This is a genomic window from Nonomuraea sp. NPDC049309 (genome assembly GCF_043196965.1).
GTDB lineage: Bacteria > Actinomycetota > Actinomycetes > Streptosporangiales > Streptosporangiaceae > Nonomuraea > Nonomuraea fastidiosa.
On the sequence record NZ_JBICSH010000001.1, the window covers coordinates 1368081 to 1382688 of the forward strand.

Annotated in this window: 12 protein-coding genes; 9 read left to right on the forward strand and 3 right to left on the reverse strand. The window is 73.0% G+C overall.

The window, feature by feature from the left end; translation table 11 throughout:
- Window positions 1–4 precede the first annotated feature (4 nt).
- Window positions 5–1663, forward strand: a complete 1659-nt coding sequence (locus ACGFIM_RS06395) for a CotH kinase family protein (protein WP_393195549.1) — start codon at window positions 5–7, stop codon at window positions 1661–1663.
- 390 nt (window positions 1664–2053) lie between these two features.
- On the opposite strand, the gene ACGFIM_RS06400 is transcribed toward ACGFIM_RS06395, so the two are convergent.
- Window positions 2054–2902, reverse strand: coding sequence for a hypothetical protein (locus tag ACGFIM_RS06400; RefSeq protein WP_393195552.1), 849 nt, complete (start codon window positions 2900–2902; stop codon window positions 2054–2056).
- Window positions 2903–3180: 278 nt separating this feature from the next.
- Window positions 3181–3963: a hypothetical protein gene (locus ACGFIM_RS06405; protein WP_393195555.1), complete on the reverse strand. Its 783-nt coding sequence runs from the start codon at window positions 3961–3963 to the stop codon at window positions 3181–3183.
- A gap of 835 nt (window positions 3964–4798) precedes the next feature.
- Here ACGFIM_RS06405 and ACGFIM_RS06410 point away from each other — a divergent pair.
- Window positions 4799–5143, forward strand: coding sequence for a hypothetical protein (locus tag ACGFIM_RS06410; protein ID WP_393195558.1), 345 nt, complete (start codon window positions 4799–4801; stop codon window positions 5141–5143).
- Between the two features lie 183 nt (window positions 5144–5326).
- On the opposite strand, the gene ACGFIM_RS06415 is transcribed toward ACGFIM_RS06410, so the two are convergent.
- Complete coding sequence (locus tag ACGFIM_RS06415; RefSeq protein WP_393195561.1) at window positions 5327–5986, reverse strand: Lrp/AsnC family transcriptional regulator; 660 nt, start codon at window positions 5984–5986, stop codon at window positions 5327–5329.
- An 89-nt stretch (window positions 5987–6075) separates the two neighbouring features.
- On the opposite strand from ACGFIM_RS06415, the gene ACGFIM_RS06420 reads away from it, so the two are divergent.
- From ACGFIM_RS06420 to ACGFIM_RS06450, 7 genes are all read left to right on the forward strand, one after another.
- Window positions 6076–7659 carry an ABC transporter substrate-binding protein gene (locus ACGFIM_RS06420; RefSeq protein WP_393195564.1) on the forward strand — a complete coding sequence of 528 codons (1584 nt, stop codon included), beginning with the start codon at window positions 6076–6078 and terminating at the stop codon, window positions 7657–7659.
- Between the two features lie 12 nt (window positions 7660–7671).
- A complete protein-coding gene (locus tag ACGFIM_RS06425) occupies window positions 7672–8751 on the forward strand; it encodes an ABC transporter permease (protein ID WP_393195567.1) in 1080 nt (359 codons plus the stop codon).
- On the forward strand, window positions 8748–9626 hold the full coding sequence (locus ACGFIM_RS06430) for an ABC transporter permease (RefSeq protein ID WP_393195569.1): 879 nt from the start codon (window positions 8748–8750) through the stop codon (window positions 9624–9626). Before ACGFIM_RS06425 ends, ACGFIM_RS06430 begins: the two co-directional genes overlap by 4 nt.
- Window positions 9623–10396 carry an ABC transporter ATP-binding protein gene (locus ACGFIM_RS06435; protein WP_393195572.1) on the forward strand — a complete coding sequence of 258 codons (774 nt, stop codon included), beginning with the start codon at window positions 9623–9625 and terminating at the stop codon, window positions 10394–10396. The genes ACGFIM_RS06430 and ACGFIM_RS06435 overlap by 4 nt, the downstream gene beginning before the upstream one ends.
- 2 nt (window positions 10397–10398) lie before the next feature.
- Window positions 10399–11301 (forward strand): ABC transporter ATP-binding protein, encoded by a 903-nt coding sequence (locus tag ACGFIM_RS06440; protein ID WP_393195575.1) that lies wholly within the window; start codon window positions 10399–10401, stop codon window positions 11299–11301.
- On the forward strand, window positions 11298–12518 hold the full coding sequence (locus tag ACGFIM_RS06445) for a M24 family metallopeptidase (RefSeq protein ID WP_393195578.1): 1221 nt from the start codon (window positions 11298–11300) through the stop codon (window positions 12516–12518). Before ACGFIM_RS06440 ends, ACGFIM_RS06445 begins: the two co-directional genes overlap by 4 nt.
- A gap of 345 nt (window positions 12519–12863) precedes the next feature.
- Window positions 12864–14450, forward strand: a complete 1587-nt coding sequence (locus ACGFIM_RS06450) for a Na+/H+ antiporter (protein WP_393195581.1) — start codon at window positions 12864–12866, stop codon at window positions 14448–14450.
- Window positions 14451–14608 lie beyond the last annotated feature (158 nt).

Sequence of the window (14608 nt, forward strand, 5' to 3'; positions counted from 1 at the left end):
CGTCATGGCACAGCCGCACCGGCTCAAGCACCGCATCCCCGTCAAGCTCCGGCACAACTGGAAGCTCGTCGCGCTGTGCACGGCGTTCCTGGCGGTGTGCTGGGGGGTGTTCGGCAGCGGGACCGTCCGGCCGTACGTCACCACCTCCGGCACCGTCCAGACCCGCGACGTCGTCCAGGACCTCACCGGCACCCGCGAGCTGTTCGACACCTCCGTGCCGCACGAGGTGACGCTCACGTTCCGCGACGAGAGCTACCAGGACATGCTGGCCGAGTACTTCAAGGACGGTGAGAAGAAGTACGTCGAGGCGGACCTGACCATCGACGGCACCCGCATCCCGAGCGTGGGGATCCGGCTCAAGGGCAACTCGACGCTGCAGGGCCTGACCTGGAAGGGGCAGACCCGCCCGCGCTCCGGGCCCGGCGGCCGGCAGCGGAACGGCGGGCCGCCAGACGGCGGCCGGCCCCCGGCCGACGGGCGGCCACCCGCCGACGGACAGGCACAGCCGAACGGCCCGCCCCCGGCGGACGCAGACGCGCAGCACGGCCAGGCGCAGGACAACGGGCAGGCCCAGCGCGGCCAGGCGCAGGACAACAGGCAGGGCCAGCAGAACGGGCAGGCGCGCCGCAACGGCGGGCCTCCCGGCAACGGGCCGCCCCCTGCGCTCAAGGCCGAGGAGCCGGAGAACCTGCCGTGGCTGATCAGCTTCGACGAGTTCGTGGCGGGCCGCCGCTACCAGGGCCACAGCCAGATCGCCGTACGCCCGGCCACCCAGCAGGCGTCGGCCCTGCTCAACGAGGCGCTGGCCATCGCCATGGTCGGAGCGGCGGGCGAGCCGACCCAGCGCTCGACGTACGCCTCGTTCTCCGTCAACGGACGCGCGTCGAAGCCGCGCCTGCTGGTCGAGTACCTGGACGAGGGGTACGCCGAGCGCCTCGGCGAGGGCGTCCTGTACAAGTCGCTGGCCTCCAGCCAGTTCACCTACCAGGGCGAGGACCAGACCGCGTACGTCGACGACTTCAAGCAGATCAACCTCAAGGGCCAGCGCGACCTCCAGCCGGTCATCGACTTCATCAAGTGGGTGGAGGAGGCGTCGGACGAGGAGTTCTCCAAGGGCCTGGCCGAGCGGATGGACGTGGAGTCGTTCGCCCGCTACGCCGCCCTGCAGAACCTCATGCTGAACTTCGACGACATGGCGGGGCCTGGGCGGAACTACTACCTCTGGTACGACCTGCGCACCTCCACGTTCCAGGTGATCAACTGGGACCTCAACTTCGCCTTCAGCGGCGACCCCACGGCCGGGCCCGACGACCCGGTCGGCATGGTCTTCGGCCGCCGCCCCGCCGGCGCGGGCCCGCCCGACCAGCAGGGCCGCCAGGGCCAGGTTCCTCAGGAACGCCGCGGCGTCGGCATGCGTCCCGGGCACACGCTGAAGGAGCGCTTCCTGAAGGACGCCGGCTTCAAGCAGCTCTACCAGCGCGAGTACGCCGCCCTGTACCGCAAGCTGCTGGCGGGCGGCACCGCGACGAAGCTGCTCGACGAGGCGCTGGCGGCCTACAACCGCAACGCCGGGGCCGACACCGCGAAGGCCGCCCAGGAGGCGACCGCCCTCCGCCGGACCCTCACCACCCGCACGGAGTCCCTGCAGTCGAAGCTCTCCTGACCTCGGTGTATGAGCTACGGCCGGACGCCCCCACCCGACACCGGACGCCCGGACGAGGAGCACTCCCACCCGACAGCGGAGGCGGGCGGGGGCACTCCCACCTGACTGTGGAGGCGCGGGCGGGGGCGCTCCCGGCCGGTGACGCGCGACGGGTCCCGCCGCCGACGTGGACCTCGGACCGGCCCTCGCCGGTGCTGGCCCCGCCGGTGCGGTCCCGCCGCTGCGGGCCCCGCCGGTGCGGCCCGCCGCTGCGGGCCCCGCCGATGACGTGCGGCGGGTGAGGTGCTCCTGCCCTGGGTGCCCGCCGCACGCGCCGCGACCGCCCGGTCCGAGCACCGGCCCGTTCCCCGTCACCCGTGCCCACCGGCGGGCGCGTCAAGGGGAACGGGCTCAGCGGGCCTTGAAGGCGACAGCGGTGGTCGAGGTGATCGCGGTCACCAGGGCGACCGTGAGCAGGACGGTGCCCAGCGGATTGGGGCGCCGCTCGGCCGGCTTGACCTGCAGGGCGTGCGATCGGGCCGACGGGGTCGGGGACGGCGTGGGAGTGGGCGTACGGGCCGGGGTGGGCGCCGGCGTCTGGACCGGCACGGGAGGAGCCGGAGGAGCCGGCACGGTCCTCGGCACCGGCCTCGGCCTGCCGCGCGGGCAGTCCCCGACGTGGACCCCGCCCGCGCACAACCCGTCCGGATAGACCGTCACCTGAGGCACCGTGACCTGCGGGGCGGCGTTCCGCTTCGCGCGCGGCATCGAGATCGACACCCGGGGGCGGGGCGAGGTCTGCACCCACACGCGGGGCACCCGGACGTCCGGCCCGGCGGTGACCCGCTTGGGCGGGGCCGGTGGGCGTACGGACGCCTTCGGCACCGCACGAGGCTTGGGCACCGCACGAGGCTTGGGCACCGCACGGGGCTTCGGCACCGGGCGCGGCTTGATCACCGGCCGGGTGGAGGCGGGACGGGGCAGCCGCACCCGCCCGGGGTCCGGAACGGGACGCGACGCCCGTACGGGCTGCGCCGCCCACCCCCGCACCGGCCCCTGCGGACCCCCGGCCGCCTTCTCCTGCACCGGCGCCTGGACACTTCCGGCCGCGCTATCCCGTAGTGACACCTGCGCGACCCCGGCCACCCGTACCCGGGCCACGCCGTCCTCCGTCCGCGCCGCGCCTGCCGCCACCCGCGCCCGATCATCCGCCCGCGCCGTGCCCTCCGCCACCCGCGCCCGATCATCCCCCTGCGCCATGCCATCCGCGCCACGTGCACGCCGCGAACCGCGCTCCCCCGACGCCCCGCCACCGGCCGCCACCGCACCGTGTGAGATGTGAGCCGCCACGGCGCCTTGTGGGGTGTGCGTCGCCACGGCTCCCTGCGAGGTGCGAGGCGGTGCAGCGGTGTCGTGCGCGCGGGAAGCGGTGGCGTTCTGCGTCCGAGAAGAGTGAAGCCCTGCGGTGGCCGGGCCGGTCACGGTGACGGTGATCAGGGCGGTGGCCAGCAGGAGCGGCGCGCGCCTGGCTCCCACGGTCACACCCCTCCGGCGATCCGGGCGAACTCGTCGAGTGCGCTCCTGAACGCATCAGGCCCGACCGCCAAGGGCCCGTCGAAGGCACGGGAGATGTCCCACGTCAGGTAGGTGCCGAAGCCGATCAGCGCGGCGGTCGCCACCAGCGGCAGGATGGCGAGCCCGCGCGGCCTGGCCCCGGCGAGGAACGGGAAGATGATGACCAGCGCGCCGGTGAGGATGGTCAGGAAGAGCAGGCCGTCCGGCGGCCGGGCGGCGGCGTCGGCGGTGCGCTGGGCGCGGGCGGCGGAAAGTGCGCTGAGGTGTTCGAGCACGTTGGCCTTGGCGTCGGTCTCGTCGTCGCTGTGGGTTTCGAGTGCGGTGACGCGGGCGCGGAGGTCGTCCAGGCGCTCGCCGCCGACCGGGTGCATCCTGCCCTCCGCCATGAGCGGCCACTCGTCTCTGACCACGAAGGCGACGTACTCCCGCAGCGACCTGCGCACCTCCTCCGACGCGCTGCCGGGCAGCTCGGCGGCGGCCCAGTAGGCGTCGACGGCGGCCTGGCTCTCGGCGTGGGTGTTGAGCCTGGCGGCGTCGGCGGTCGTCCAGGGCACGATGATCGCGATGGCGAACACGAGCAGGAACATCGCCGACAGCATCGCCCCGGCGTGCGAGGCCGAAGGGCCGCCGGGATCACGGTCCTCGCCGGCTCTCTTGACCCGCCTGAACACCAGCGCCGTGAGCGCCACAGCGCCCACTGCCGCCAAGATCGATAGCGTGTACGCCACCATGAAGATCTCCCGCACCTCTTTCGGATACGCAGTGTCACATTACTATCACACAGTGCAATGATGGCGTCAGGCGCGCAAAGGTAAAGTCCAGGGCAAGCCCATACCCCCGGCGAGCCGCCAGGAAGGGCCCGCGTTAAAGGCCCTGGGGACGTGCCCCGGGGTGATCCCTGGGCCAGACCCTGAGCCGCAATCGTACGGAAAATCCGCCTAAGTGATCATCTCGGGGGTGGGCCAGCGCCCGCCTCGGCCCGGTGCCGGTGCGAGGACAGGCCGGCATTCTTCGGCAGAGCTCCAAGGCCTTCCGCGGGAGGGGGCGACGGCGCGCAGCGCGCCTGGGGCGACGGGCCGCGAGCTGCGGCGGAGCGGCGAACCCGAAGGCGCGGCGGGACGGCCGCCCGGAGGCCGTGGACCGGCACACTCGAACACGCATCGGAGTCGCGGACTCGACGGCACCACAGGGCGACGCACCCGATGGCGCCGCGAGGCGGCGCACACGAAAACGCCGCAAACTGACGCGCCCAAACACACACCAAGGCCACGAACACGAAAACGCCACAGGACGACACCCCCCGACGAGCCCGCGAAACGGCCCACATGAAGATGACGTGGGGTTACACGCCCCAAGGGGCCGGCGGTGCGCCCCATGCGCGCCGGGGCCGTGGTCACGAGGGTGCTGCGGGGTGCGCTCGCGGGGGTTCTGAGGTGGTGGGCTGGAGGGTGTGGCGGGAGTGGACCGGGAGTGCGTGTCGCCGGGGGTGACGGAGGGCGGGCTGGACGGATTGTTCAGGTTCTGACTGGATCACTCACTGAATGTCCAGCCGAATGATGAAATATCGGAAATCTAGGGACCATGGACCGTGTGAATCTCAACGGTCGTGAATTCGTCATGGTCAGCTCGACGGCCAGCAAGGTCAACCCCGATGGTCCCACGCGGTTCGAGTACTGGGAGGACGACGGGCTGGTGTGGGGCAGCTACACCGGCGACACCGTGACCCAGGGCCGTTTCGTCGGGACGCGCGACGGCGACCAGGTGACGATCTCCTACGTGCACGCCCTGGTGGCCGGGGGCAAGGCGGCGGGGAAGAGCACCAGCCGCATCGAGACCGGCGACGACGGGCGGCTGCGGCTGGTGGAGGAGTTCAGTTTCGAGGGCGACGACACGCCTCACGTCAGCGTCTGCGTCGAGGTGTCCTGACGCCCCGGCGTCAGGTGCGCCCGGCCAGGCCACGGCGAGGGCGGTGAGCGGGCGGCCACTCCGGTGGACCGCGTCATCGCGGGCTCCCACGACCGGCGTGAGACCGCGCCGACCGCCCCGGTGAACCGCGTCGTCACGGGCTCCCGCAGCCGGCGTGGGGCCGCGCCGGCCGCCGTGCACAGGTCAGGTGTCCTTACGGAGGGCGGCGCGGCCCTCGGCGGCGCCGACGAAGCGCATCTTGCCCAGCGGCACGTCCCCCTGCGCCTCCAGGGCGGGCCGCCGCTGGGCGCGGGCGGCGTGGTCGCGGTCGCTGGGCAGCACGTACGGCCGCTTGAGCACCTCGTCCAGGATGAACACCGTCTCGGTGGCCTTGACGGCGGGGATGTTGGCGAGCCGGTCGGTCACCATGGAGTGCACGGCGGCCACGTCGGCGACGCGCACCTGGATCATGGCGTCGTGCTGGCCGGTGGTGATCGCGCAGTACTCGACCTCGGGCATCCGCGCCAGCTCGGCCCTGAACTGCTTCCACATCTGCTGGCGCACGGTGACGAAGATCAGCGCGGTGATGCCGAGCCCGGCCCTGACGTGGTCGATCTCGGCGGTGAAGCGCTTGATGGCGCCGTCGGCGCGCAGCGCCTCGAAGCGCGTGTAGGCGTTGGCGCGGGAGATGCCGACGCGTTCGGCGAGGGCGGAGACGGAGATGCGGCCGTTCTCGCGGAGCACCTCGAGGATCTTCATGTGGATCTCGTCCAGCTCGAGACCGATTCCGATCCGTCCAGGCTGACCGCCACCGGCGACACCATTTCTGGAAATTTCACTCATTAGTTCCTCACCGCTGTTCATATCCGTCTCGCCGACCGCACAGAGCCTGGACGTTCTGCCGCACAATCCTCGACATCCTTCTGCCGAACGTCCAATCTTGGAGGACTTACATGGCGACCCGCTCGCAGACGGCGGCTGTGCTGCTCGCCGGTGCACTCGCCCTGGCCGCCTGCGGAAGCGGCGGCACCACTCCCGCCTCCGGGCCCTCGGGGGCCGCCGGGGGCAAGACCCTCGTCATCGACACCTCCTTCGACCTCAAGACCGCGGACCCCGGCCGCACGTACGAGCCGACGGGGCTCATCGTGGGCAAGGCGGTCTACGAGACGCTGCTGACGTTCGACGGCGCCGATGTGACCAAGCCGGTGCCGGCGCTGGCCGAGTCGTACGAGCTGTCGAAAGACGGCAAGACGCTGACGCTCAAGCTGAAGCAGGGCGCCACGTTCGCCGACGGGTCTCCGGTGACCGCCGACGACGTGGTGTTCTCGCTGACGCGGGTGCGTGACATGAAGGGTACGCCGTCGTTCCTGCTGGACGGTGTCGAGGTGGCCAAGGAGGACGACGCGACGATCACGCTGACGTCGACGTCGCCGAACCCGGCGCTGCCGTACATCCTGCCGAACCCGGCGCTCGGCATCATCAACAGCAAGGTCGCCAAGGAGCACGGCGCGACCACGGACCCGCAGGACAAGGCCGAGCAGTACCTCAACAACTCCTCGGCGGGCTCGGGCCCGTACCAGATCGAGTCGTTCAACGTCAGCAGCCAGGTGACGCTGAAGGCGAACCCCAAGTACTACGGCACCAAGCCCGCCTACGACCGGGTGGTGATCCGCAACGTCGAGGCCGCCACGCAGAAGCTGAACGTGCAGCGCGGCGACAGCCAGATCGCGCTCAACCTGTCCGGCGACCAGGTCACCGGCATGCCGCCGGCGCTGCAGGTGAAGAAGACGCCGTCGGCGAACGTGCTGTTCCTGCTCGCCAACCAGGACCCGGCGATCAGCAAGACCACCACGAACCCGAAGTTCGTCGAGGCCGTGCGCAAGGGCGTGGACTACGCGGGCCTGCTGGAGCTGGCCGGTGAGGGCTCGGCGCAGGCGCCGGGCGTCATCCCGTCGCAGCTCCTCGGCGCGCTGCCGGCCGGCCAGGCCGCGCAGCGGGACGTCGAGGGCGCCAAGGCGGCGCTGGCCGCGAGCGGCCTGTCGAACCCGACCGTGAAGCTGGAGTACCCGAGCGAGCTGACCGTGAACGGCCTGTCGTTCCAGCCACTGGCCGAGCGCATCCAGGCCAACCTCAAGGAGGTCGGCATCACGGTGGACCTGCAGCCCGCCCCGGTGACGACGGCGCTGGACAACTACCGCAACGGCAAGGAGGAGATGGGGCTGTGGTACTGGGGCCCCGACTACCCCGACCCGAGCGACTACCTGGCCTTCCTGCCCGGCAAGACGGTGGGCCTGCGGGCCGGCTGGAAGGAGGGCGCGGCCAAGGAGCTGGAGTCCCTCGGTGAGAAGGCCGCCGCCGCGATCGGCGACGACGCCCGCAAGGCCGCGTACGTGGACGTGCAGACGAAGCTGAACGAGGCCGGTCCGTTCGTGCCGCTGATCCAGCCGAGCCAGAACATCGTGGCCGCCGCGTCGGTGACCGGCATCGAGTACCACCCGGTCTGGACGGTGGACATCGCCGACCTCGGCGTGCAGTAGGGGACGCCGGAGGTGTCGGAGACCCTGGGGCCGGCGGCGGGTCGCAGCGCCGCCGGTGCCAAGAGAGGCGGGCATCCGCTGGTGCGGTTCCTCGTGCGGCGGGTGCTGCTCGCCGTGCTCATGGCGTGGGGCATCACGCTGGTGACGTTCGTGCTGACGAACCTCGTGCCCGGCGACCCCGTCGCGGCGAACCTCGGCCAGCGGGCGCTCGGCGACCCCGCCATCGTCGCGCAGTGGCGCGCCGATCACGGCCTGGACAAGCCGCTGTGGCAGCAGTACCTGCTCCACCTGCAGGGCCTGGTGCACGGCGACCTGGGCACCAGCCAGCAGAGCCACCGCCCGGTCAGCCAGGACCTCGCCGAGTACGTCCCGGCGACCCTTGAGCTGGCGGGCGCGGCGATCCTGGTCTCGCTGGTGCTGGGCGTGGCGTTCGGGGTGATCGCGGCGCTGCGCAGGGACCGGCTCTCGGACCACGCCCTGCGGGTGCTGAGCCTGATCGGCATCTCGGTGCCGACGTTCTGGCTGGCGCTGGTCGCGTTCTACGTCTTCTTCTACCGGCTGCAGCTCACCCCGGGCAGCGGCCGGGTGGACGCGGCGCTCGGCGCGGCCCCGCCGGTGACCGGCCTGGCGACGGTGGACGCGCTGCTGGCCGGGCGCTGGGACGTCTTCGCCTCCGCCGTCGGCCACCTGATCACGCCGGCGCTGGTGCTCGCGCTCTACACGATCGGCCTGCTGACCCGCTTCACCCGCTCGGCGGTGCTGGAGGTGCTGGGCCAGGACTACGTGCGCGCGGCCAGGGCGAAGGGCCTGCCGGGGCGGACGATCCTGTTCCGTTACGTGCTGCGCTCGGCGCTCGTGCCGGTCATCACGGTGGCGGGCCTGGCGTTCGGCAGCCTGCTGTCCGGCACGGTGCTGGTGGAGGCCATCTTCGCCTGGCCCGGCATCGGCCAGTACGCGTACAAGAGCGCCACCACCCTCGACCTGCCCGCCGTGATGGGCGTCGGCCTGGTCGTGGGCGTGGTCTACCTGGTGATCAACCTGATCGTGGACGTCCTGTACGGCGTCATCGATCCCCGAGTGAGGCTGCAATGAGACGCCGTGACCCCCTGGCCCGAGGGGGACTGCTGCGGCGGCTGCCCCAGGCGTGGCGGCAGCCGCTGGCCGTGGCCGGCGCCGTGCTGGCGGTGGCCTGGCTGGTGATCGCGCTGGCGGCGCCGGTGCTGGCGCCGCACGATCCGCTGGCGCAGGACCTGCCGAGGCTGGCCGCGCCGGGGCCCGGCCACTGGTTCGGCACCGACCAGCTCGGCCGCGACATCCTGAGCCGCGTCATGTACGGCGCGCGCGTGTCGATCCCGCTGACGCTGCTGCTGGTGGCGCTGTCGGTGCTGATCGGCGGGCTGCTGGGCGCGTGCGCCGGCTACTTCGGCCGCTGGGTGGACGAGACGATCATGCGGGTGGCGGACCTGGTGTTCGCGTTCCCCACGGTGATCCTGGCCATGGTGGTGGCGGCGGCGCTGGGCGCGAGCCTGACGAACGCGGTGCTGGCCGTGCTGGTCGTGGCCTGGCCGGCGTACGCGCGGGTGACGCGCGGCCTGGTGCTGGGCGTGCGGGAGCGGGAGTTCGTGCTGAGCGGGCGGCTGCTGGGCTTTTCGGTGTGGCGGTCGCTGCGCGTGGACGTGCTGCCGAACGTGACCGGCCCCGTGCTGGTGCTCGCCACCCTCGACATCGGCACGGCGTTGCTGCTGCTGTCGGGCCTGTCGTTCCTCGGCCTGGGCGCCAAGCCGCCGTCCCCTGAGTGGGGCGCGATGGTGGCGTCGGGCGTGGAGGTGTTCGACAGCTGGTGGGTGGCGACGTTCCCGGGTCTTGCGATCCTGACCGTGGTGCTGGCGTTCAACTTCCTCGGCGACACGCTGCGCGACGCGCTCGACCCCCGTACCGCCCGCGCGATCAAGGAGCGTGCCCTGTGACGCTGGACATCGCCGGCCTGAAGGTGACGATCGGCGGCAAGGACATCCTGCGCGGCGTGGACCTGCGGCTGGAGGCCGGCAAGGTGCACGGGCTGGCCGGGGAGAGCGGCTCGGGCAAGACGATGACCGGGCTGGCCGTGCTCGGCCTGCTGCCGCACGGCGCGAAGGCGTCGGGCTCCATCAGGCTCGGCGAACGCGACCTGCTGCGGCTGCCGCCCAAGGAGCTGAACCGGGTGCGCGGCGGCGAGGTCGCCATGGTGTTCCAGGACCCGGCGACCAGCCTGCACCCGATGCTGAGCATCGGCACCCAGCTCACCGAGCACATGCGCCACCACCTGCGGCTGGGCAAGGCGGAGGCGCGGGAGCGGGCGATCGAGCTGCTCGGCAAGGTCCGCATCCCCGGGCCCGCCGAGGCGTACGGACGCTTTCCGCACCAGTTCTCCGGCGGCATGCGGCAGCGCATCGCGATCGCCATCGCGCTGGCCTGCTCCCCCAAGGTGCTCATCGCCGACGAGCCGACCACGGCGCTGGACGTGACCGTGCAGGCCGGCGTGCTGCGGCTGCTGCGCGGGCTCTGCGACGAGCTGGGGCTGGCCGTGCTGCTGGTGACCCACGACCTCGGCGTCATGTCGGCGGTGGCCGACGAGGTGAGCGTGATGAAGGACGGCCTGGTGGTGGAGTCGGGCCCGCGCGAGCGGGTGCTGCGCGAGCCCGGGCACGCCTACACGCGCGCACTGCTGGACTCGCTGCCCGACACGGAGGTGCGCTGAGCATGCTGACCATCGACGACCTGGTGGTGGAGCACCGCTCGCCCGGACGTCCCGTGGTGCGGGCCGTCGCGGGGGCCAGCCTCCAGGTGCGGCCGGGCGAGGTGGTCGGGCTCGTCGGCGAGTCCGGCTGCGGCAAGTCCACGCTCGCCCGCGCGGTCTGCGGGCTGAACCCCATCACCTCCGGCTCCATCTCCTTCGAGGGGCGGCCGGTGACGCCGCTCGGGCTGCGCCGCAGGAGGCTGACCGGCATTCAGATGGTGTTCCAGGATCCGTACGCGTCGCTGAACCCGAGGCGGCGGGTGGGCGACCAGATCGCCGACGGGCTGCGCACCTCGGGCGACACCTCGGCCACGCCCGCCGACCTGCTCGAACGCGTCGGCCTGCCGCGCGACGTCGCCGGGCGGCACCCGCACGAGTTCTCCGGCGGGCAGCGGCAGCGCATCGCGATCGCCAGGGCGCTGGCCGCGCGGCCCCGGCTGCTCATCGGCGACGAGCCGATCTCCGCGCTGGACGCCTCCGCGCAGTCGCAGGTGGCCAGGCTCATGCGGGACCTCGCCGTGGAGTCGGGCGCGGGGCTGCTGTTCATCAGCCACGACCTGTCGGTGGTGCGGCTGATCGCGGACCGGATCGCGGTCATGTACCTCGGCAAGATCGTCGAGGTGGGCGAGACGGCCGAGGTGTGGGCGCGGCCGCGGCATCCGTACACGGAGGCGCTGCTCGCGGCCATCCCCAAGCCGGACGGGCGCGGCGTGCTGCCCGCCGAGCTGCCCGGCGACGTGCCCGACCCGGCGGCCCCGCCGTCCGGGTGCCGGTTCAACCCGCGCTGCCCGAAGGTGATGGACGTGTGCAGGGAGAAGTCGCCGGACTTCGGGCCGGTCGCCTGCTGGCTGCACGAGCCGAAGTGACCCCCGCACCGCACGAGGGGCCACCTCCCCGCGACCCGGCCGCCTCGGGCGGGCGGCCCGCGGCCGGCGGTTCGGCCGTCTCCGATCAGAAGCCCGCACCCGGCGGTTCGGCCGTTTCCGGCATGGGGGCCGCGCCCGGCGGTTCGGCCGCCTTCGGCCGGGAGCCCGCGCCCGGCCTGGGGTTTGAGCCGGTGGGCGGGTCCGGCGCCTGGGCGGCGGGCGCGCCTGGCGTCGAGGAGGCGGCGCGGCTGGTGCCCGGGCGGGTGGCGGCGGTGCGGGAGCGGATGGCGGCGGCCGGGGTGGACGCGCTGGTGCTGCGCCCCTCGCCCGACTACCGGTTCCTGGGCGGCGGCGAGGGGCCGTTCCTCGTGGTGACCGCCGACGTGGCGGCCGAGACCTCCGACCCCGCCCTGCTGGTGCCGGCGGGCGCGCGGCGGGTCGGGGTGGACGCCGAGATGCGGGTGCGGGAGCTGTTCGGGCTGGCGATCGAGGCGGAGCTGGTGCCGGCGTCGCCGGTGCTCGCGCCGCTGCGGCTGCGCAAGGATCCCGGCGAGGTGGCCGCCATCGGGCGGGCGGTGGCCGCCGCGGAGGGCGTGCTGGCGCGGGCCAGGGAGCTGTCGTGGTTCGGGGCGACCGAGCGGGAGATGGCGGGCCGGCTGCGGCTGCTGCTCGCCGAGTCGGGCTGCGAGGACGTGGTGGCGCTGCGGGTCGCGGCGGGCGAGCACACGGCCAGGCCCTGCCACGCGCCCGGCGGGCGGGTCATCAACCCCGGGGACGCGGTGACCGTGTCGGTGTGCGGGCGATGGGGCGGCTACTGCGCGGAGGCGGCCCGGGTCTTCGTGGTGGCCGAGCCGCCCGAGGACTTCGAGGCGATGTACTCGGTGGTGCCGGAGGCGTACCGGGCGGGACTGGCGGCCGTACGGCCCGGCGTGCCCGTGTCGGAGGTGGCGGCGGCGGTCTGCGAGGTGATCGACGGCAGCGGGTACGGCCGCTTCGCCTCCCCGCACGTCGGCCGGGGCGTCGGGCTGGGTCCCGACGAAGGGCCGCGGCCCGGTGAGGACACCGTGCTGGCCGACGGGATGACCTTCTGCCTGGAGCCGGCCATCTACGTGCCGGATCTCTTCGGGGCCCGGGTGGCCGACGTGGTCGCCTGCACCGCCTCCGGGCCTTCGCCCCTGGGGTCGCTCCCCCACACCCTCGAAACCCTCGACCACTGACTCCTCCGGGGGACGGGGCGAAGTCCTCCGGGGGTGAGGAGTTCCGGGTCGGAGGTCCGTCGTGGGCCGAGGTGGGCGAACGCCTTTCCCACCGCACGGGGTCGAGGTCCTTCGGGGCGGAGGAAGAAGAGGTCGCCGGAGGGGGCGCGACGCGTGAAGGGGGCGGCGGGCGCTCGCAGGCGACCAGCGGTCCGGACGCACGGCGCCCGCGCTGGTCGTCCGCGAGCGCCCGGGTGGCGGGGCGGGCGGGGCCTTGCGCGTGGGGCTGCTCCTTGCGTGGCAGGGGGTGCGAGTGGGCGGGAGGGACTGGATTAGGCTGGGGCGGGCGATCTTTTGGGGGCGTTCGTGGACCAGTTCGTGCTGCTCATGCTGGTGCTCTTGGGGGCGCTGCTCATGGTGCCGCTGGGCGACCGCGTGGGGCTGCCGCCGCCGGTGCTGATGACGTTGCTGGGCATCCTGATGGCCGTCCTGCCGTTCGTGCCGAACGTGGACGTGCCGCCCGGCATCGTGCTGCCCCTGCTGCTGCCGCCGCTGCTCTACGCGGCCGTGCAGCGGACGTCGTGGCGGCAGTTCGCGGCCAACTGGCAGCCGATCTTCCTGCTCGCGGTCGCGCTGGTGTTCGTGACGACGGCGGCCGTGGCCGCGGTGGCGCAGGCGCTGGTGCCGGGGCTGCCGCTGGCGGCGGCGGTGGCGCTGGGCGCGCTGGTGGCGCCGCCTGACCCGGTGGCGGCGACGGCGGTCGCGGGCCGGCTGGGGCTGCCCAGGCGCATGGTGTCGCTGCTGGAGGGCGAGGGCCTGTTCAACGACGTGACGGCGATCGTGCTGTACCACGTGGCGATCGCGGCGGCGGTGACGGGCACGTTCTCGTGGCCGGGCGCGCTCACCGAGTTCGTGCTGTCGGCCGTGGTGGCCGTGATCGTGGGCCTGGCGCTGGGCTGGCTGGGCGGGCGGCTGATGGAGTGGCTGGGCGACGCGACGCTGCGGGTGGGGGTGTCGCTGCTGGTGCCGTTCGTGTCGTACGCGCTGGCCGACGAGCTGCACGGCTCGGGCGTGCTGGCGGTGCTGGCCACGTCGTTCTTCCTGAGCGAGCGGATGACCGACGCCGACGACGTGCAGGGCAGGTTCGCCTCGACGACGTTCTGGCAGGTCGTGGACACGCTGGTGGTCGGTGTGGCGTTCGGGCTGATCGGTCTGGAGCTGCACGCGGTGTTCGGCACGGTGCACGGCCGGTTGGGCGAGTTGCTGTGGTGGAGCGCCGCCGTGGTGGGCGTCGTCGTCCTCGTACGCCTGGTGTGGCTGCTGCCGGCGGCCTGGCTGGCGAAGAAGACGCGCGGGCCCGGCCACGAGGACACCGAGATCCCGCTGACCTGGCGGGAGACGGTGGTGATGTGGTGGTCGGGCATGCGCGGGGTGGCGTCGGTGGCGCTGGCGCTGGCCATCCCGCTGCAGACGGAGAGCGGGGAGGAGTTCCCGCAGCGGCCGATCATCGTGTTCATCGCGTTCGCGGTCATCCTGACGACGCTGATCGTGCAGGGCCTGTCGCTGCCATGGCTGGTGAACAGGCTCGGAGTGAAGGCGGACACGGCGGCCGAGCGCGCGCTGGAGCGGCGGCTGGCGGAGCAGGCGGCGAAGGCGGCCAGGCAGCGGCTGCAGGAGATCAAGGAGACCGAGGAGCTGCCGGACGAGGTACTGGAGGCGCTGAACCGGCGGCTGGCGGACATGAACGTGCGGCTCAGTCCCGAGGCGGCGGACGAGGAGCGGCGGGAGGCGTTCGAGCAGCGGGTGCGGCGGGTCAAGCTGATGCGGCGGGTGCAGGGCGAGATGATGTCGGCGGCCCGCCAGGCGGTGCTGGAGGCGCGGCGCGACCCGAACGCCGACCCGGCGATCATCTCGCGCATCCTGCGCCAGCTCGACGCCCGCAGCCTGCGCTGACCCCGGCGGGTCCCGGCGGGGGCGCCGGCCTGCCCGCCGGGTCCCGCGGGCGCGCTGAGCTTCCGCTACGAAAGACCGCTCCCCTCTTGGTGGTCCCGGACGAATCCCGGGCGGCCCCGCATGGCATAACGTCGCCATGGAACCTCAGTGAGGGGAAA